Origin of the sequence: Desulfuromonas sp. TF (genome assembly GCF_000472285.1) — a bacterium.
Lineage (GTDB): Bacteria > Desulfobacterota > Desulfuromonadia > Desulfuromonadales > ATBO01 > ATBO01.
On sequence record NZ_KI421421.1, the window covers coordinates 475,786 to 493,800 of the forward strand.

At 57.4% G+C, this 18,015-nt stretch carries 17 protein-coding genes; 16 read left to right on the plus strand and 1 reads right to left on the minus strand.

Translation table 11 applies throughout. The features are described from left to right. The 14 genes from DTF_RS23550 to DTF_RS25585 all read left to right on the plus strand — a co-directional run. Positions 1-1,023 (plus strand): type II secretion system F family protein (locus DTF_RS23550; RefSeq protein ID WP_226989343.1); only part of this gene is annotated, 1,023 nt, incomplete at its 5' end. A 12-nt stretch (positions 1,024-1,035) separates the two neighbouring features. Beyond that, positions 1,036-2,766: a GspE/PulE family protein gene (locus tag DTF_RS0113565; protein WP_027715749.1), complete on the plus strand. Its 1,731-nt coding sequence runs from the start codon at positions 1,036-1,038 to the stop codon at positions 2,764-2,766. After that, positions 2,763-3,677 carry a pilus assembly protein PilM gene (pilM, locus tag DTF_RS0113570; RefSeq protein ID WP_027715750.1) on the plus strand — a complete coding sequence of 305 codons (915 nt, stop codon included), beginning with the start codon at positions 2,763-2,765 and terminating at the stop codon, positions 3,675-3,677. The genes DTF_RS0113565 and pilM overlap by 4 nt, the downstream gene beginning before the upstream one ends. Before the next feature lie 10 nt (positions 3,678-3,687). Then, the gene (locus DTF_RS25570; protein WP_051361300.1) at positions 3,688-4,242 is read left to right on the plus strand and encodes a PilN domain-containing protein; all 555 of its coding nucleotides are present in this window, start codon (positions 3,688-3,690) and stop codon (positions 4,240-4,242) included. Continuing rightward, positions 4,242-4,826 (plus strand): type 4a pilus biogenesis protein PilO, encoded by a 585-nt coding sequence (locus DTF_RS0113580; protein ID WP_027715751.1) that lies wholly within the window; start codon positions 4,242-4,244, stop codon positions 4,824-4,826. The genes DTF_RS25570 and DTF_RS0113580 overlap by 1 nt, the downstream gene beginning before the upstream one ends. Beyond that, a complete protein-coding gene (locus DTF_RS25575; RefSeq protein ID WP_051361301.1) occupies positions 4,823-5,746 on the plus strand; it encodes a hypothetical protein in 924 nt (307 codons plus the stop codon). The genes DTF_RS0113580 and DTF_RS25575 overlap by 4 nt, the downstream gene beginning before the upstream one ends. After that, complete coding sequence (locus DTF_RS0113590) at positions 5,739-8,144, plus strand: secretin N-terminal domain-containing protein (RefSeq protein WP_027715752.1); 2,406 nt, start codon at positions 5,739-5,741, stop codon at positions 8,142-8,144. The genes DTF_RS25575 and DTF_RS0113590 overlap by 8 nt, the downstream gene beginning before the upstream one ends. Position 8,145: 1 nt before the next feature. Next, positions 8,146-8,655, plus strand: a complete 510-nt coding sequence (locus tag DTF_RS0113595; RefSeq protein ID WP_226989344.1) for a type II secretion system protein — start codon at positions 8,146-8,148, stop codon at positions 8,653-8,655. Between the two features lie 50 nt (positions 8,656-8,705). After that, positions 8,706-9,068, plus strand: a complete 363-nt coding sequence (locus tag DTF_RS0113600; protein WP_369798574.1) for a type IV pilin protein — start codon at positions 8,706-8,708, stop codon at positions 9,066-9,068. A gap of 3 nt (positions 9,069-9,071) precedes the next feature. Beyond that, on the plus strand, positions 9,072-9,737 hold the full coding sequence (gene ftsE / locus DTF_RS0113605) for a cell division ATP-binding protein FtsE (RefSeq protein WP_027715755.1): 666 nt from the start codon (positions 9,072-9,074) through the stop codon (positions 9,735-9,737). Positions 9,738-9,829: 92 nt separating this feature from the next. After that, a complete protein-coding gene (gene ftsX, locus DTF_RS0113610; protein WP_027715756.1) occupies positions 9,830-10,729 on the plus strand; it encodes a permease-like cell division protein FtsX in 900 nt (299 codons plus the stop codon). Positions 10,730-10,733: 4 nt separating this feature from the next. Next, entirely contained in the window at positions 10,734-11,879 is a 1,146-nt protein-coding gene (locus DTF_RS25580) for a murein hydrolase activator EnvC (protein WP_027715757.1), read from the plus strand. Between the two features lie 87 nt (positions 11,880-11,966). Beyond that, the gene (locus DTF_RS0113620) at positions 11,967-13,223 is read left to right on the plus strand and encodes a S41 family peptidase (RefSeq protein WP_226989366.1); all 1,257 of its coding nucleotides are present in this window, start codon (positions 11,967-11,969) and stop codon (positions 13,221-13,223) included. Positions 13,224-13,331: 108 nt separating this feature from the next. Beyond that, the gene (locus tag DTF_RS25585; RefSeq protein WP_162148644.1) at positions 13,332-14,426 is read left to right on the plus strand and encodes a divergent polysaccharide deacetylase family protein; all 1,095 of its coding nucleotides are present in this window, start codon (positions 13,332-13,334) and stop codon (positions 14,424-14,426) included. Between the two features lie 30 nt (positions 14,427-14,456). Here DTF_RS25585 and DTF_RS0113630 read toward each other — a convergent pair whose 3' ends face one another. Beyond that, the gene (locus DTF_RS0113630; protein ID WP_027715759.1) at positions 14,457-15,857 is read right to left on the minus strand and encodes a ParA family protein; all 1,401 of its coding nucleotides are present in this window, start codon (positions 15,855-15,857) and stop codon (positions 14,457-14,459) included. Between the two features lie 91 nt (positions 15,858-15,948). Between DTF_RS0113630 and xseA the strand changes: the two genes are divergently transcribed. Together xseA and DTF_RS23575 are read left to right on the plus strand one after the other, a co-directional pair. Further along, entirely contained in the window at positions 15,949-17,148 is a 1,200-nt protein-coding gene (gene xseA, locus DTF_RS0113635; protein ID WP_027715760.1) for an exodeoxyribonuclease VII large subunit, read from the plus strand. After that, positions 17,145-17,999, plus strand: a complete 855-nt coding sequence (locus DTF_RS23575) for a M23 family metallopeptidase (RefSeq protein ID WP_051361304.1) — start codon at positions 17,145-17,147, stop codon at positions 17,997-17,999. The genes xseA and DTF_RS23575 overlap by 4 nt, the downstream gene beginning before the upstream one ends. The last annotated feature ends 16 nt before the right edge of the window (positions 18,000-18,015 follow it).

An 18,015-nucleotide genomic window follows, 5' to 3' on the forward strand; every position in this document is an offset into this window, starting at 1 on the left:
AGGCGATTTCTCTCCTTCAACCAGGAACTTCTGGTCCTGCTCCGTTCCGGCCTGCCCATCCTTCAGGTGCTCGATACCCTCATCGAACGGATGGAAGCCGGGGGAATGCTCGATACCCTGCGCGAGATCCGTGATGATATCAAGGGAGGGAGTGCCCTGTCCGAGGCGTTCGGCAAATTTCCACGCTACTTTCCCTATCTCTATGTGGCCTCGATCAAGGCCGGCGAACGCACCGGTGATCTGCCTGTCACCCTTGGTCGGTATATCGTCTACCAGAAACGGGTCGAATCTCTTAAGGCGAAGGTGAGGAGCGCCTCCTTTTATCCCATTCTCCTGAGCCTCGCGGCGGTAACGGTTGTGCTGTTTCTCATGCTTTACGTTATCCCCAGCTTCACCCAGATTTACGCTGACGCCGACGTCGAACTTCCCTTGCTGACACGGGTTGTGATCGCGGCGGCGGAAGGGTTGACACGGGGGCTGCCCATTATCCTGCCGCTTCTGGTAGCCGCCGTTATTGTATTGCGTCTGTTCCTGCGTACGGAGCGGGGCGCTCTGCTTCTCGATCGCATTAAACTGCTTATCCCTTTTTTCGGCGCCCTCATGGTCGATTACGCCCTGTCCGGATTCTGCCGGACCTTCGGCACCACCCTGGCCAGCGGCATTCCGGCGGTGCAGGCCATGCAGATGTCTCGGGGCACTCTGAACAACCGTGTTCTTGAGAATGCCCTTACCGGCTCCATCCGCAAGGTGGAGGAGGGGACGGCTATTTCCGCCGCCCTTGAGCAGTCCGGTTTTTTTCCGGTCATTGCGCTTCGTATGATCGGAGTCGGGGAGGCCAGCGGTTCGCTGGCCGAAATGCTTGGAGATGTCTCGGGATATTATGAGGAAGAGGTGGAGAGGCGGCTCGACCGTCTAACGACCCTCATTGAACCTATGATGATGCTGACCATGGGCCTGCTAATCGCCGGAATCGTGGTGGCCATGTATATCCCCATTTTTCAGTTGGCCGGAACTGTTCGGTAGGGAGCTGCCGGAATGAATTTTGAACGCAAGAAGATCGGTGAGATTCTGGTGGAGATGGGCGCTATCGCCCCCGCCGAAGTGTCATTGATCCTGGAACGCATGATGGTGACCAAAGGGCGATTCGGCGAAACAGGAGCAGCGGAGAGACTGTTCAGCGAGGACATTCTGGCCCAGGCATTGGCTCGACAGTTCCAGCTCGAGTATCGCGATCTCGAAGGATTCGCTCTTGACCCGGAACTGGTGGCCTCTCTTCCCGCGGGTCTGCCGATGCAATATCGTTTTCTTCCTATACTCCGCCGGGAGGATGGTTTGGTCATCGCCATAGCCGATCCTACAGATGTGGCCGCACTCGACAATCTCGAACTGCTCCTCGATATTCCGCTCATTCCGCAGGTTGCCGCCTCCGGGAAAATCGTCCGTCTGCTTGAGCGTGGGGAAGGCTCGAAGCGGGTCCTCAAGGAGGTTTCGGAGGATTTCAAGCTGCAGCTGGTGAAGGAAACAGAAAAGGGAGAGGAAGTTCTCTCCATCGAAAAGCTGACCGCCGATACCAGCCCCATCATCAGGCTTATCGACTCGACTCTTTTCGATGCCCTGAACAAGCGGGCCAGCGATATCCATATCGAATCCGGTCAAGAAGGTGTCATCATCAAGTATCGGGTGGATGGAGTCCTCTATCGAGCCACCGAACCTCTCGACGGCCGCTTTCAGAGCCCCATCATCTCACGCATCAAGGTCATGAGCGAATTGGACATCTCCGAGCGGCGCATTCCCCAGGACGGCCGCTTCAAGGTCCGAATGGGGAATAAGTCCATCGATTTCCGTGTCTCCATCATGCCCAGTATTTTTGGCGAGGATGCGGTCATACGAATCCTGGACAAAGAAACTATCGCTTCCGATCTGAAGGGGCTCACCATGGAAGCTCTCGGCATCAGTGAGCGTGAGAGGGGACGTCTCCGCCGCATGATCCGGGAACCTTACGGGATGGTTCTGGTGACCGGACCGACCGGCAGCGGAAAGACGACAACTCTCTATGCCGCCCTTTCCGAGATAAACAATGAAGAGGAAAAGATCATCACCATCGAGGATCCGGTCGAGTACCAGCTCCAGGGAATCGTGCAGATCCCTGTGAATGAGAAGAAGGGGCTGACCTTCGCCCGGGGGTTGAGGTCCATTCTGCGCCACGACCCCGACAAGATCATGGTCGGCGAGATCCGCGATCCGGAAACGGCCCAGATTGCCGTACAGTCGGCCCTGACAGGACACCTGGTCTTTACCACCGTGCATGCCAACAATGTATTTGACGTGCTGGGGCGATTTTTACACATGGGAATCGATCCTTACAATTTCGTCTCCTGCCTGAACTGTGTGGCCGCCCAACGGCTGGTGCGCAGAATCTGTCCCCATTGCAAGGAGAAGGTTCGCCATGACCGCCAGGCCCTTGAGGAGTCGGGCCTCAATTTCGAACGTTACCGGGATTTTGATTTTCACGAGGGGGCGGGATGCGAGGAGTGTCACGGCCTTGGATATCACGGGCGCAGCGCCATTGTCGAACTGCTCGATCTCAACGACGAACTTCGTGAACTGATCGTGAACAAGGCGCCGGTGACCCGCTTGAAGAAGGCCGCCCGCGAGGCAGGCACCGTTTTTCTGCGGGAGGCGGCACTGGAGAAGGTCTTCGAGGGTGTGTCAACCCTCAAGGAAATCAACCGTGTAACATTTGTCGAGCAGGTGGAGAAAGCGTGATCCGTCGCACCTATCTGGGACTTGACGTTAGAGCCGAAGAACTCCGGACGGTAGCCCTGCACCGCAAGGGCCGGGGATCGTCTCTGACGGGCGGTCGTATTGTTTCGCTGGCAGAGGGGGTGGTATCTCCATCCTTCCGCGAACTGAACATCCTGAATCTAAGCTCTTTCATGGATGCCCTGCACGAAGTACTGGGTCCGCTGTCCGGACGTGAGGAAAGAATAGCGCTCTCTCTCCCCGAACCCGCAGGCAAAATCATTTTGACTGAAGTGGAGACGGCTTTCAAAACAAAGGACGAGGGGCTGGAAGTGCTCAGATGGCAACTCAAAAGCAGCCTCCCTTTCGACCCGAAAGATGTCCGGCTGGATTACCAGATTCTGGAGAAGAGCGATACGGGACGTCAACGCCTGATTGTTTCCCTGATGTCGGGAAAGGTTCTCGAACAGTACGAGGAACTTATCACGGAAGCCGGCTATAATCCGACCGTGGTCGATTTTCATTCCCTGCACCTGTATAATTACTACCGTCCCCGGCTCGACCTTGGAGATAATTTCATTCTGGTGGGGATTGAGGGAAGTTCTTTGAGTTTCCAGTTTTTTCAATCAAGGGTACTCGTCTTCCACCGTGTCCGGGAGGTGGAGGCGAGCCCCGCAAAGGTCTTCCGGGAACTCAATCTTACTATGGTCGGTTGTCGGGAAAAATATTCCGGCTTTCGGCGGGCAACCGTTTTCACGCACAATGACTGGGAAGAGAGCGAGCCCCTGATGGAAGCGCTCACTTCAGCATTCGAGCGGGAAGTGGTGCTGCTCAATCCGCACCTGGAGAGGCTGACACCGGGTTCTCTCGACCTCCCGTCCTGGCGGTCCCCATGCCTGGCCGCGGCCATAGGCGCCGCGGAGCGGATGATGTGATGGTGACGATATGAAACTCTCTCTGAATCTTGCCAGCCGATCTTATCTCAATCGTCGCGCTCTCTACGGCATTTATTCCATCCTGTTCGCGCTGCTGGTTCTGCTGCTGGTGTTCAACCTTGCTTCTTACCTTCGCAGTCAGTCACAGGCCCGGCAACTCCAGGAGCGGCTGGCTGAATTCGACAGGGAGCTGGCGGGGCGGCAGGAGACTGCTGCCGCGTTCAGTCCCGCCGCCTATGAGGAGACTCTGGAGGAGATCACGTTTGCCAACGAGGTCCTGATCAAGGACAGTTTTCGATGGACCGCTCTTCTGGACCATCTTGAGGAAGTCGTTCCCGACAAGGTGATTATTCGCGGGATCCAACCCGACTACAAAAGCGGATCATTGAACCTGACCGGAGCAGCGCGCAGGGTCGAGGATCTGAAACGTTTCCTGGATAATCTCATCCAGTCCTCTCATTTCAGCGATGCCTACCTTCTGCAGCAGGCCCGGGAGGGGGGGAAGGGCAGAAATGGCGGCCAGGGAGACATAGGGTTTACCATTGCCGTGAGAGAGGCTTTCTGATGGCCAGAGAATCGATCCTTCTCACCGCCTGGAGGCTGAACAGGAGAATCCCCATTCTGATCGTTGGATTGATTCTCCTGAATATCGCGGCATACGTTGTCATGAGCAACGTCGTGGCTCCAAGGCTAGACGCCCTTGAGCGCCGCTACATAGAACGCCAGTCGCAGGTGCGGGAGGTTCGATTGACCGGACAGACCGGGGCAGCCGCGGGTAGTCCCCGGGAAATCTATCGACGGGGAGTAGAGGACCTGGGTCAATTCCGGACGGCGATTCCTCCCCGGACGGAATTCACGGCACTGATCGGTGAAATTTTCTCCCTGGCTGGGAAGGCCGGACTGTCTATCGACCGGATCGGATATGATCCCAAGGAGGTTGCCGGTCAAGGGCTGTTGCGTTACACCCTGGATTTTTCGGTAAGCGGGGATTACGGTCAGATCAAGAGGTTCGTCTATTCGCTGGAACAGTCCGACCGCCTGATTGCCATCGAGGAGCTTTCCCTTAGCGGCGGCGAAGGCAAATCGAAGGAAGGAGACGTGAACCTGCGCGTGCGCCTCACGACCTATTTCAAAACGGACATCCCATGAGCAGGCAGAAACAAGTGCTGGCCGTCCTGGCTGTTGTTTTCGTTCTGGCGCTGGCGTATGCCTTCTGGGCTTCACCTCGCCCCGAAGAGGTTGCGACAACCACGGTCGAACCGCCTGCTCCCCGCCGCCCGGTTGCGGAAGGGCCGGCCGACGCGCCCGCCGGGGATTCTCGCGTTCGCCTTGATCTGCTGACCCGGGAGAGGGAGCGATTCGCGGGTTACCAGAGGGACATCTTCAACTATCCCCGGGTGGCCCCCCCTCCGCCGAAGATCGTGAAACCTCCGGTTGCGCCTCCACCACCCCCCCTCGAGACCATCGAACCGGCCCCCGTGCCGCCTGAGGTGGAAAGAGAACTGGCAAGCTTCACGTTTCTCGGATTTCTGGAAAAGGAGAATGTGAAAACGATCTTCCTTTCATCGGGAGAGGAAATCTTTCTGGTGAAGAAGGGGGAAAGTTTCGGAAAGGGAAACGAATTCCACGTCTCAAGTCTTACCCCGGAGATGCTCGTCATTCGCCGAAGAGAGGACCCGCGCACCATCTCGATTCCGCTTGTGGAGCAGGCGCCGCTGGTGCCCTTGAGGCCCCGTCCGCCGATCCGACCGTTTTCCCGGCCGTTTTCCCGGTTCGGGGCGGACGCCGCCCCTTCGGAGGATCAAGGCGGTGCGGCGTATCCAGGAGAGATGCCGGTGGAGCCGGAGGAAGATTGGTCCCCACCTCCGCCGGAGGGCGAAGACGGCTTTCCGCCGGCAGTAGAAAGCAGTGATGTGCCCGGGGATGAAGGGAACGGTCTGACCCCTCCTCCGGCAGAGGGAGAGAACGGCTATCCGCCGGGCGAGGAGAGTAGTGATGAGCCCCCGTCGGGGGAAGAAGGGGAGACGGAAAATGACATGTCGCCACCGGGAGGGGCTGCTAATGAATAAATTGCAGGTAATGAAGGCCGTTTTTGCTTGCCTGCTGCTGGTGTTCCTGAGCGGGTGCGCCGGCCACAGGGCCTTTAAGGCCGGGGAAGAGGCTGTGCTGCAGGGGAACTATGACGAAGCCGTACTCAAGTATTCGCAGGCGGCTGCCAAGGAACCCCAGCGACACGAGTACCGCGCCAAGCTCGCAGCGGCCAGAACAATGGCTGCCCGGGAGCACTTGAAGAATGGTCGTCTGCTGACCGAAGGAAAGCAGTATGCCGAGGCGGTGGCGGAATTCCGCACGGCGCTGGACCTGGACCCGACGCTGGAAGTCGCCGACCGGGAGCTGGAGGAAGTGCAGGAGGTGATACGAGCCCACCAACTCGTCACCGAGGCCGAGGAATTCCATCGTGGCCGGCGCGTCCTGCAGGCGAAAAACAATCTGGACCTGGCCCTGCAGCTCGACCCCGGCAATGTCCGGGCGCGGGAGCTGATGGAAATTCTGAAGAAGGAGCGACGAACGGTCATAGACGGCTTCGAACTCGATGTGAAATCTGAAAAGCCAATCACCCTCAAATTCAAGAACGCCGACGTCCGGGATGTCTTTAATATCCTCTCCAGGCTGTCCGGAATCAACTTCATTTTCGATGACGATGTCAGAGCCCGAGGCGTTTCCGTCTATCTGGAAGATGCCACCTTCGCCCAGGCTCTGCAGCTTCTGCTTAATATGCAGAATCTTGAAAAGAAGGTTCTGAACGCCAAAACCATCATCATTTATCCCAAGACCAAGGAGAAGGAGAAGCAGTTCGGGGACCAGATCATTCAGACCTTCTATCTTTCCAATATCGATGCCAAGAAAGCGGTCAATCTGCTGCGCACCATGCTGCAGTTGCGCAAGGTCTATGTCCACGAGGAACTCAATGCCCTGGTTATCCGGGAAAATCCCGAGGTGATCAATCTGGCGCGGCAGATCATCGAGGCCGCGGACCGGGCTGATTCGGAGGTGGTGTTCGATCTGGAACTGGTGGAGGTGAATCACGGAGATGATTTGAGGATCGGACCCGAATTGAGCAGGTATGCGATCAGCGCAGGAATGGCGAAACGGACTACAACAGGGGCCGGAAACATCGTTGCCGACACTCTTTCGCCGGGAACTGATACCTCAAATCTCGTCGGCAGCTTCAGCAGCCTGGAATCATTTTACACCCTGCCCACGGCAACGTTCAATTTCGCCAAGACCCTCACCGATTCGGAGATTCTTGCGAATCCAAAAATTCGTGTAAAAAACAAGGATAAAGCCAAAGTCCATATCGGTACCCGCGAGCCTGTCATCACCGTAACCACTACCAACGAAACCAGTACCGACAACATCCAGTACATCGATGTCGGGGTGAAGCTTGATGTCGAGCCGACCATCCAACTGGATAATTCGATCGTGACAAAATTAACCCTTGAAGTCAGCAGTGTTTCGGACCGCCAGACGACCGCTAACGGATCGATCGCCCTGACCATTACCACGACCAACGCCCAAAGCGTCCTGACCCTCAAGGATGGCGAACAGACCATCATCGGCGGCCTCATCCGGGATGATTTAACGAATACCCGGAACACGTTCCCCTTCATCGGTGAGATCCCGGTTATCGGCGATCTCCTGACGAGTTTCTCCAAGAACAAGCAAAAGCGTGAGATCCTTCTTTCCATCACGCCTCACATAGTAAAGAGCGTGGACCTGCCAAGGGCCGACGTGGCGAGTATCTGGTCTGGAGGTGAGGACAACCTTAAAGCCGGTCCCACTTTCGGCGCATTTGCCGCGGTTTTCGAACCGGAAGCCGACAGAATGCCGGCGCCGGCCGCTCCGGCACTGATAAAACCCGCTCCAATGGAACCGTTGCCCGTGGACGAGACGGAAGCCGCTTCTGAAACTGAGAAGCCTTCGCAACTTCCCGCCATGGAAGAGGAAGCGGTGGAGCGTGTTGAACTGCCACCTGCCGAGATCCCCTCGGCGTCGCAATCGAGGGTCTTCCTCACCGGTCCTTCCCTGGTCAACGCCGGCGAAACCTTTTCCCTTGACGTTGTGGTGGACGAGGTGAAGAATCTCTACAGTGCTCCTCTGTTCGTTGCTTATGATCCCCAGCGGTTTGAATTCGTTCGGGCCGAGGAGGGGGATTTTCTCAAGGCCGACGGACAATCGACCATCTTCACCAGCAGTGCCAACAGCGAGCAGGGCCAGTTGATCATCGGCTACAAACAGGGTGCCGGAGGTCGGGGCGCCTCGGGTGCAGGGACCCTCTTCAGACTGTTCTTCGAGGCTCAAGCCGCAGGAGCGGGGACGGTGAGACTGGAACGGCTCAATTTCAGGGATCCGGCCGGCAACCGTCTGCAGGTCCAACCCGCGGGAATCGCCGTGGAGGTTCGCTAGTTTGATACGCTTTGTCTCCCGTCTCCGAAATGAACGGAGGGGCCTGACTTTACTGGAACTCATTATTGCCATGACGATCATGGCGGTACTCGCTTCCGCGGTTCTACCCATGGCCGAAGTCACGGTGAAGCGAAGCAAGGAGATCGAACTTCGCCGTTCCCTGAGGATAATCCGCAACGCCATTGACGAGTACAAGGCCGATTTCGAAAAAGCTTCCGGCAAGGAGCCTGGAAAACAGCAGTTTTATACGCCGGCCATCAACGAAACCGGATATCCCAAGGAATTGGAAGACCTGCTCGAGGGCAGGGACTGGGGGGGGATGTATCCGTACAAACGAAAATACCTCAGGCGCATCCCCCGGGATCCCTTCGACCGGAATGATCAGGGGTGGGGCCTTCGTTCTTACGTTGACGACCCGGAATCGACCGTCTGGGGAGGCGAAGATGTCTACGACGTCTATTCGCAGAGCGACGCCGTCGCTCTGGATGGAACTCCCTACAACTCTTGGTAGACATGGAAAATACGGCAGATAAAAAAGTGAGCAGGCAGGCGGGGTTCACCTTGATCGAATTGCTGATCGTCATGACGATCATCGGCATTCTGGCAAGCATTGCCGCTCCTAGTGTTCAGCGGCATGTCATCCGCGCCCGGGAAACGGTTCTTCTGGAGGATCTTTATCAAATGCGCAACTCCATCGACGCTTTTTATGCCGATAAAGGCAGATATCCTGAATCCCTCGATGAACTGGTTGAGAACAAATATCTCCGCGGCATTCCTCGCGATCCTTTCACCCGTGAGGCGGAATGGGATTGCCTTCCTCCCGAGCCTTCGATTGAGGGTGACCTGGTCGAAGGAGGGTGTTACGATCCGCACAGCACGAGCGATATGGTCGGGCTCAACGGCATACCTTACCGGGAGTGGTAGGGGATGATCCAGATTTACAATGTCTGCAAGGCCTACCAGAAGGATTCCTCCGCCCTGGAGGATATTTCCCTGAAAATCCCCAAAGGTGATTTCGTCTACCTCACGGGGCCTTCCGGGGCGGGAAAATCGACCCTGCTCAAGCTTCTGTACGGCGCCGAAAAGCCGAGCCGGGGACAGATTCTGGTCAATGGGCAGAACATCACCCGCATGGTATCCGCCAATATTCCTCTGCTGCGGCGCAGGCTGGGGATTGTTTTCCAGGACTTCAAGCTGCTGAACCGACGTACGATTTATGAGAACGTGGCCTTTCCCCTGGAAGTCCAGGGGCGCAAGCGCTATGAGGTTGCCAAGAAAGTCTATCAGACCCTCAAATACGTTGGACTGGAACACAAACTGCAGCGGCATCCGCTGGAGCTCTCCGGAGGAGAACAGCAGCGGGTGGCGATTGCCCGTGCCCTGGTGGTCGATCCCCTGGTGCTGCTGGCGGACGAGCCGACCGGTAACCTGGACGCAGGGATCAGCACGGAGATCATGGAATTATTCAAGGGAGCCAACGCCCGCGGGTCGACGGTTCTGATAGCCACCCACGATCGGGAAATGATCCGCCGCTTCCCCCGTCGGATCATTACCCTGGAAGGGGGACGGCTGGTGGATGATCGCACCCCCTGATTTAAATGCGTGAGGCGTGAGGTTTGAGGCGCAATTATGATGCCCGCAACCGGATGTCTCGCTTTCACTCTTCACGATGTTAAGGTTAGACTGTGTTTGAACGCCTGAGTTACTTAGTCGCCCATCGGGCCCTGCGCAATATGCGGCAGAGCCCGTTTCTATGCGCTGCCGCCATCGGAACGGTTGCCGTCGCCCTTGCCATCCTGGCATTTTTTGCCCTCGTGGTTCTCAACGTGCAGAAACTCACGGGGCATTGGAGCGAGGAGGTGCAAGTCGTCGCATACCTCGATGCCCTACCCGAAGATCGCCAGCTTCGGGGCTGGATCGAAGAAATCCGGCATCTGCCCGAAGTGGCGGAGGTGACCCTGGTTTCCCGGGAGGAAGCATTCGATCGCTTCAGGAAGCGGCTTGCGGGGGATGCCGACCTGCTCGATGGCCTCGATCCTGATATCCTTCCCGCTTCCCTTGAAATCGCCCTTCACGAGTCGAGCAGAACGCGCCAGGGCGTCGAGGCGGTGGTTGTTCGCCTGAAGCAGAATAAGGCCCTGTCTGACGTGCGATACGGCCAGGAGTGGCTGGAGCGCTTTGAGTCCTTTTTGACCCTATTGCGCCTGGCCGGTGGGATCCTGGGCGGATTTCTGATTTTTGCCGCACTTTTTATCATATCCAATACTATTAAGCTCACCCTTTACGCCCGTCGCGACGAACTGGAAATCATGACCCTTGTCGGCGGAACACCGCTTTTTATTAAAATGCCTTTCCTTCTGGAGGGAGCTCTGCAAGGGGCCATTGGGGGAATCCTGGCCCTGGGGGGAGCCTACATGCTGTTCCTTTTCTTTGTGCGAAGAGGCTTGAACGCGCTTCTGCCTCTTACCGGCATGGAAGGAATTGCGTTTCTCCCCTCTTCCTGGCAGTTGCTGGTAATTGCCGCCGGCACGCTCCTCGGCTTCGTTGGAAGCCTGATCTCCCTGCGCAAGTTCGTCCGGATTTGAAATTGTGAAGTTTTTTCTGCAGTCTTTTGTGATCTTGCTGACCCTGGTGGGTATCGGCGGCGCTTTGGCGGGGGAAAGTCTGGATGAGAGTCGGCGTTCACTGGAATCGGTTCTGAAGAGAATTGAGGAGGCTTCCAAAGACCTGGAGGCGAAAAGCGTCGCCGAGCGTTCCCTGGCGAACGATCTGAAAACGGTGGAAAGGGAAATGGGCCGCATCAACGATCGACTCTCTTCACTCGTCCGGCGCCTGTCGTCGCTTGAACGGGACATCGCCGCCAGAGAAAAGGAATCGACAGCGAAGAGAAAAGCCATCCTGGAGACGGAAAAAAGGGTGAAAAGGCGCCTTTCGGCCCTCTACAAAAGTGGTGAAATGGGAGTTCTGAGAGCTCTCTTCGCCACCGAATCCCCAACTGAAATGGCCAGGGAGTTCGTCTATATGGGGAGAATCGTCCGCAGCGACCGTGAACTGCTTCTGTCCTACCGTCGGCAGATCGGCGAACTGGAAGCCTCGTTGCGGCATCTTGAGGATCTTCAGCAAGAGCAGCAGGCATCTCTTGCTGCCAAAAAGGGTGAGCAGGAAACACTGCACAAGGCAATCGAGATCAAAAGCAGACTTCTGGCCCGAATCCGCGATGATAAAGTTGCTCTTTCCGGATTGCTTGAGGAAATGCGGCAACGGGCAGCACGTTTGACCGTCCTGATCAAAAAACTTGAAACGGAAACACCCCCCGAGTATACTCAGAAGGTTGGGCTTTTTGCCCGCCAGAAGGGTCGTTTGCCCTGGCCGGCATCGGGATCGGTCAGGATCGGCTTCGGCACCGGACGGCATCCGGAACTCGGTACTCTCTACGACAGTCAAGGATATGAGCTTGCGATATCTGCGAATGAACCGGTCTCGGCGGTGTGGTCGGGCCGGGTCATTTTCGCAGACCGATTCCAGGGCTTCGGCAATCTCCTGATTGTGGACCATGGTGAGAGCTATTATACTCTTTACGCTCAGACTTCCCGCTTACTCAAGAAGGTTGGGGAGAATGTAAAGCAGGGCGAACCTGTCGCCCTGGCCGGTTTTGAGGGAAAGGACCGTTTTTATTTTGAAATCAGACACCGAGGGACTCCGCTCGATCCAGCTGTCTGGCTCTCACCCCGCTGATTGCTACAGCCACGGAGGAAACGCATGAAAAGAGGAAAATGGCCGGTCTTAATCATTCTTTCGATGATTTTCATGGTCATGGGGTGGATGTCCTTCGGAAAGGTCAATCGCATCGGCACGGCCGAAGCGACCCCTCAGTATCAGGATCTTCAGCTTTTCACAGATGTCCTCTCCATTGTACGCAAAAGTTATGTGGAAGAGGTGGAGATGAAGGATCTTATTTATGGGGCGATTGACGGCATGCTAGCCTCTCTCGATCCCCATTCTGCCTTCATGCCGCCCGATATATACAAAGAGATGATGATTGATACCAGCGGCGAGTTTGGCGGCTTGGGCATTGAAATAACCATCAAGGACGGCATTCTGACGATCGTTTCGCCCATTGAAGATACGCCGGCTTACCGTGCCGGCCTGCAGGCGGGCGACCAGATTCTCAAAATTGAGGACCAGTTCACAAAGGACCTCAGCATCATGGATGCCGTAAAGATGATGCGCGGCCCCAAAGGGACAAAAATCACCATCACTGTTATGCGCGAGTCCTTCGACAAACCACAGGAGTTCACCCTGGTCCGCGAAATAATCACCGTCAAGAGCGTAAAATCCAGCACGCTGGAAGACGGATATGCCTATGTGCGCGTAGCCCAATTCCAGGAGCGCACCGCCAACGACCTCCTCGATGCGCTTAAGCTGCTGCGTTCTCAAAACGGCAGTCTGCGCGGCCTGATCCTCGATCTTCGCAACAACCCTGGCGGACTTCTGGATCAGGCGGTGAAAGTTTCAGACATCTTTTTGCCGGGCGGTCTTATCGTGTATACCGAAGGGCGTGAAGAAGGGGCCCAGATGAAATTTTCCGCCCATCCCAACAATACCGAGGACGATTTTCCTATGGTCGTTCTTATCAACGGCGGCAGCGCCAGTGCATCGGAAATTGTCGCAGGCGCTCTTCAGGACCATGGACGGGCAGTGGTGATGGGGACCCAGAGCTTTGGGAAAGGATCGGTGCAGACCATCATTCCATTAACCGACGACTCGGGTTTGCGTCTTACGACCGCACGGTACTACACTCCAAACGGAACCTCTATCCAGGCCACGGGCATCATTCCCGATATCCTTGTCAACCCGATTGAAATACAGGAAGCCAAGGAAGGGATGCTTTTCAGGGAAAAAGATCTCAAGAACCATTTTGAGACCCCGGAGAAAACCGATGAAAAACTGCCGGAAGAGGATGAACGGCAGATGTTCCAGCTCAACGAGGAATATCGTGACGATTACCAGCTGATGCGGGCCCTGGATCTGCTGAAGGGATGGCATATCTTCAAGGCTCTCGACCGGACGGCTGCCTGATCTTCCTTCTGACCATCAACCCGGGGGGATGGCGACATCCTCCCTTTTTTTATCTTCTTCATGGCTTCTCGAAAAAAGAAAAAAGGCAATCGCAAACCAATCCGGAAGATGCCGAGCCATCAGGCCAAGGTGCTGCTTGCGGCGCTATTCGTGTCCGGATTTCTCGTTCTCAGCCTGGTGTTGCTTTCGCATCTGCGCAATGCCTACAGACCGGTGGCGGCACCGCCGGGTGCAGAGTTGAAACTGGAGATCCTCGACGACATCCGTGTGGAGCTTGAAAGCGTCCTGCTGCGCAGTGGGGCACCTCTCACCCGGGTGGAGGCCGGTGGACAGGGGGAGCTTCGCATGGAAGCGCGGGGCGAATTCCCTCCGCCGGAGGTCATTGCCGATCTTGACCGGCGGATGCGGCGCATCTCCGACAGTCTGCATTTGGAAGCCAGCCCCCCATCCGGAAAGATAGCCATCTCCGGAGAGGGTCTTTTGGCTGTTCTCAGCTTTTCTCCCTCCCTAGAAGAACCGGTGGTTAAGGCGAAAGGCAGGCCTAAAATGGTCATCATCATGGATGACCTCGGCGGGGACATGGTCTCGGCACAGGCTCTGCTCGATATCGATCTGCCGGTGACTTTCGCCATCCTGCCGGGAACAGCCAATGCCTCGAGGATCGCGACCCTCGCACACCGCCGGGGCAGGGAGGTGCTGATCCACATTCCCATGGAACCGCGGAATTTCCCCGATATCAATCCCGGACACGACGCTCTGCTCGTCGAGCATTCGAAAGCAGAGATCCGAAGAAGGTTCCAAGGCTATCTTGACAGAATCCCCTATGCGGTGGGCGGCAACAATCATATGGGGTCCCGTTTTACCGAAGACCGGGAAAAAATGGCGACAGTGCTGGCGGAGATGAAGGATGCGGGGCTTTTTTTCGTGGACAGTCTGACGACCGGACGTTCGGTGGGTTTTGAGGAGGCACGAAAGGCGGGGCTGCCGACGGTGGTCCGGGATGTCTTTCTCGACAATGTCCAGGATGTGGAACTGATATCCGTGGAGATTCGGCGTCTTGCCGCCCTGGCAGCCAGACAGGGATATGCCGTGGGGATATGCCACCCCTATCCACAGACACTCGAGGCATTGCGCCGCGCCTCCGATTTTCTGCGAGAGCAGGAGATCGATATGGTTCCGGCCTCGCAGGTTCTCCTCCGGTAAAGTCAGGGACGGTGGAAAACTGAAAACTGCTCAGGGCAGCTGTGCCGCTATCCTTACGGCAACGGACCTCAGACGGTCGTGCTGCTCGCTGTAGAGAATCTCTTCGGGGAAATCGGAGCAGACCCTTCGGATCAGAAGGAAGTCGTCTCCCAGCAGGCCATCCTGGTTCAACAGAGTGTGGGCCGCCAGGCGGTAGAGGCAGGCCTCTTCTCCAGTGGAGGAGGGGTTTTCGGGCTCCATCAGTTCGATCGTTTTATGGGAGACCTCCAGGCCGTCCTCGTCGAAGCGGTAAAAGGAGAGCTGCTGCTGATAGAAATTGCGTGTATTCGGAGCCCGGCGCAGCACGAAGTATGAACGCTGGGCGGATTCCCGGAACAGATCGCGCAGGGGATCGGAAGCCCCGACTTCGCGCTTTGAACGGTAGAAATGGCGGAAAACAGTGGTAGAGAAGCACTCCTCCTCCAGGTAGCCGGCAACCCCTCCGTCGGACGTTTCGCAGTAGTACCCCGCCGTGGCAATGGAGTCTTCCTGAACGAGTCGTCTGCCGCAGAGCAGGCAGGACGGTTGAAGCGTGTCCCTCCGCGCGCCGTAGGCGGCATCCCGCTCCGCCAGCAGGTTTTTTTCTTCCTCGGATACCCTGTCGAGCCTCCGCTGTGCATCCTGTTTGGCATCAAGATAGACCTGGCGTGCCAGATGGGTGAACTGAATGTGTACATCGGTTCCGCGGCCATGGGTGATAACGGGATAGATCTTCCCTTCAGGGTTGGTATTGAGGGATTCGACCTTGGGGCTTTTCGCGATAAACCCTTCCAGGCACCGATAGCCGCGATTGATGGCATATCCCTTGAGCAGTCGATAGGAGTCCCTGAACGGGCCATCATAGCGGATCCGGGAATCGATCAGGCAGGGGAGAATGCGCAGGGGGCGCCTCGAGAGCCCGTGCTCATCGAAAAAGTCGTAAAGATTTCTGCAATTTTCAAGAGAGGGGGCATCCTTTACGGGTACGATGACCCGGTCTGCGGCATACAGGGCGTTACGGGTGAAAATATCGAGGTCAGGACGGGTGTCGATGATGACGATACCCTTCAACTTCGAATTGGCCAGAATGCGGGCAAGGATTTCGGGAGATTCGATCTGATGGCGGATGGTGGTCAGCCGGCGGCTGGACGGAATGAACTGGACTCCGTATTCTCCGGTTTCGATCACATCCTCGATGCTCTGCCCCGAGAGCAGAGTCAGAACGTCACCATGCGGTTCACGGCGGCCGATACGGAACATTCGGTCCACGGAAAAATGGTTGTCGAAGCTGAAGAGGGTTACCGGCATCTCCTCATTGAGCGCCTTGAGATAGATGGCCAGGTTGGTGGCCAGGGTGGTCTTTCCCACCCCGCCTTTTTCACTGGAGACGGTAACCACGTAGGGTTGCAGCATGGCAGTTCCTTCGATAAAATTTACAAGCTCCATATATAGTGAATCCGGTTGCAAATGTCAATGCCCAACCCCAATATGTTGTAGGTGCTATATGGCAGATCCGCGACAAATCCTGACAGTTTCCCGGCTCGCCTCTCTGATCAAGGAGGTGGTCGAGGAAAATTTCGTCCAGGTCTTGGTCGAGGGGGAGCTCTCGAACTTCGCTGCGCCTTCTTCCGGCCATTACTATTTTTCACTCAAGGATGAGAAAGCCCAGATCCGGGCCGTCATGTTCCGCCTCCAGAGCCGCCTCCTCCCCTTCCGTCCCGAAAACGGCATGCGAGTGATCTGCTCCGGGAGGGTTTCGCTCTACTCCCAGCGCAGTGAGATCCAGCTGGTGGTGGAGACTCTCGAACCGCGGGGAGTGGGGAGCCTGCAGGTTGCCTTCGAACAGCTCAAGAGCAGACTCGCCGCGGAGGGGCTCTTCGCCGAGGAACGCAAGCGCTCCCTGCCGCCTTTCCCCGGAACCGTCGGGGTAGTCACTTCCGCCAGCGGTGCGGCCATTCACGATATTCTTCATGTCCTTCGCCGCCGCCATGCCGGGGTGCGGGTGCTGCTCAGGCCCGTGCGGGTGCAGGGGGAGGGGGCAGCGATGGAGATCGCGGAAGCGATCGCCGACCTCAACCGTTTCGGGGAGGCCGATGTTCTGATCGTCGGCCGCGGCGGCGGATCGTTGGAAGATCTATGGGCCTTCAATGAAGAGTGCGTGGCACGGGCCATTCACGCTTCGGCGATACCGGTCATTGCCGCGGTCGGGCACGAGGTGGACTACTCCATCGCCGACTTCGTTGCCGATCTGCGGGCTCCGACCCCCAGTGCCGCCGCCGAGATGGTGGTGAAGAGCCGGCTCGAACTCGAGGGGCACCTGGATCATCTGATTCTGCGCCTGGACGGACAGATGCGCGGCCGTCTCGATCTGCTCGGAGAAAAAGTCGAGGGGCTTGCCCGCCGTCTCCAGTCCCCGGTCCAGAGAATTTCCCTTTGCCGGCAACGGCTGGAAGATCTGGAGCGCCGTCTGCATCAGGCCATGAAAAATGTCCTGAAGGAAGGGGACGGCCGACTCGCCACTCTCGCCGGTCGCCTGGACGACCTCTCTCCCCTGCGTATCCTCGCCCGGGGTTACGCCATTGCCCTCGACGAAAAGAGGGGGCGGGCCGTGCGCGATGCCCGAACGCTCGCTCCCGGTGACCGACTGAGGATCCGGTTCGCCCGCGGAAGCGCACGGGCAGCCGTTGAGGAGGTGATCAAGTGAGGTGCCTGTTTCTGCTGATTTTCTTCTTTCCAGGGCAGGCCCTGGCGGCCCTGGTCCTGTCCCCCCCGGCGGTCGACAGCGGCGGGGTAGCCCTGCTGCGCTGGGAGGGCGCGTCACCTTCTCTGGCCGTGGCCCGCTTCAACGAACGTGTGATCTATCTGTCCCCGACCGGTAGCGGGGCCGCCGCACTGCTGGGAACCGATGTCGAACTTCCGGCGGGGGATTATCCAATCACCCTCGCTGTCGTCGATCGAGGGGGCGGGACTTCCTTTCACCGGACGACACTGGTCGTTCGCAGCTCATCTCGGCCGGTGGAGCGACTTACTCTGCCGGAGGCAATGGTCGAACCCGTCGATCCCGACGTTCTGGAAAGGATCGGCAGCGAGCACAGAATGCTGACCGAACTTTTCGGAAGACAGGACCGCCCGGCTCTCTGGAAGACCTTTTCCCTGCCGGTGAGCGATCCGGTGAGCAGTTCTTTCGGTCTGCGGCGCATCCTGAACGGCAAACCCCGCTCCCCCCACTCCGGCGTCGATTTCCGCAGCCCCCGGGGGACCCCTATCAGGGCGGCGGCGGAGGGAATTGCGGTCTTTACCGGCGATCTCTACTACACGGGGAACACGGTGGTCCTCGATCACGGCGAAGGGCTCTATACCCTCTATGCCCATCTCGATACTGTGGATTGCCGGACAGGTGAGCGCCTGGAGGCCGGGGCTGCTCTGGGACGGGTCGGCAGCAGCGGACGTTCGACTGGACCGCATCTGCATTGGGGAGGCAAACTGCGGGGCGACCGGATCGACCCCCTGGCCCTGGTGAAACTGTTCGGGGAGTTAGGGGAGGAAAAGCCTTGACTCCCCTCCCTGGCCG

Excerpts from the sequence above, each read along its gene's own strand:
- DTF_RS0113590 (WP_027715752.1), top strand. The coding sequence starts at position 5,739 with ATGAATAAATTGCAGGTAATGAAGGCCGTTTTTGCTTGCCTGCTGCTG.
- DTF_RS0113565 (WP_027715749.1), top strand. The coding sequence starts at position 1,036 with ATGAATTTTGAACGCAAGAAGATCGGTGAGATTCTGGTGGAGATGGGC.
- xseA (WP_027715760.1), top strand. The coding sequence starts at position 15,949 with ATGGCAGATCCGCGACAAATCCTGACAGTTTCCCGGCTCGCCTCTCTG.
- DTF_RS25570 (WP_051361300.1), top strand. The coding sequence starts at position 3,688 with ATGAAACTCTCTCTGAATCTTGCCAGCCGATCTTATCTCAATCGTCGC.
- DTF_RS25575 (WP_051361301.1), top strand. The coding sequence starts at position 4,823 with ATGAGCAGGCAGAAACAAGTGCTGGCCGTCCTGGCTGTTGTTTTCGTT.
- DTF_RS0113580 (WP_027715751.1), top strand. The coding sequence starts at position 4,242 with ATGGCCAGAGAATCGATCCTTCTCACCGCCTGGAGGCTGAACAGGAGA.
- ftsE (WP_027715755.1), top strand. The coding sequence starts at position 9,072 with ATGATCCAGATTTACAATGTCTGCAAGGCCTACCAGAAGGATTCCTCC.
- DTF_RS0113620 (WP_226989366.1), top strand. The coding sequence starts at position 11,967 with ATGTCCTTCGGAAAGGTCAATCGCATCGGCACGGCCGAAGCGACCCCT.
- DTF_RS25585 (WP_162148644.1), top strand. The coding sequence starts at position 13,332 with ATGCCGAGCCATCAGGCCAAGGTGCTGCTTGCGGCGCTATTCGTGTCC.
- DTF_RS0113630 (WP_027715759.1), bottom strand. The coding sequence starts at position 15,857 with ATGCTGCAACCCTACGTGGTTACCGTCTCCAGTGAAAAAGGCGGGGTG.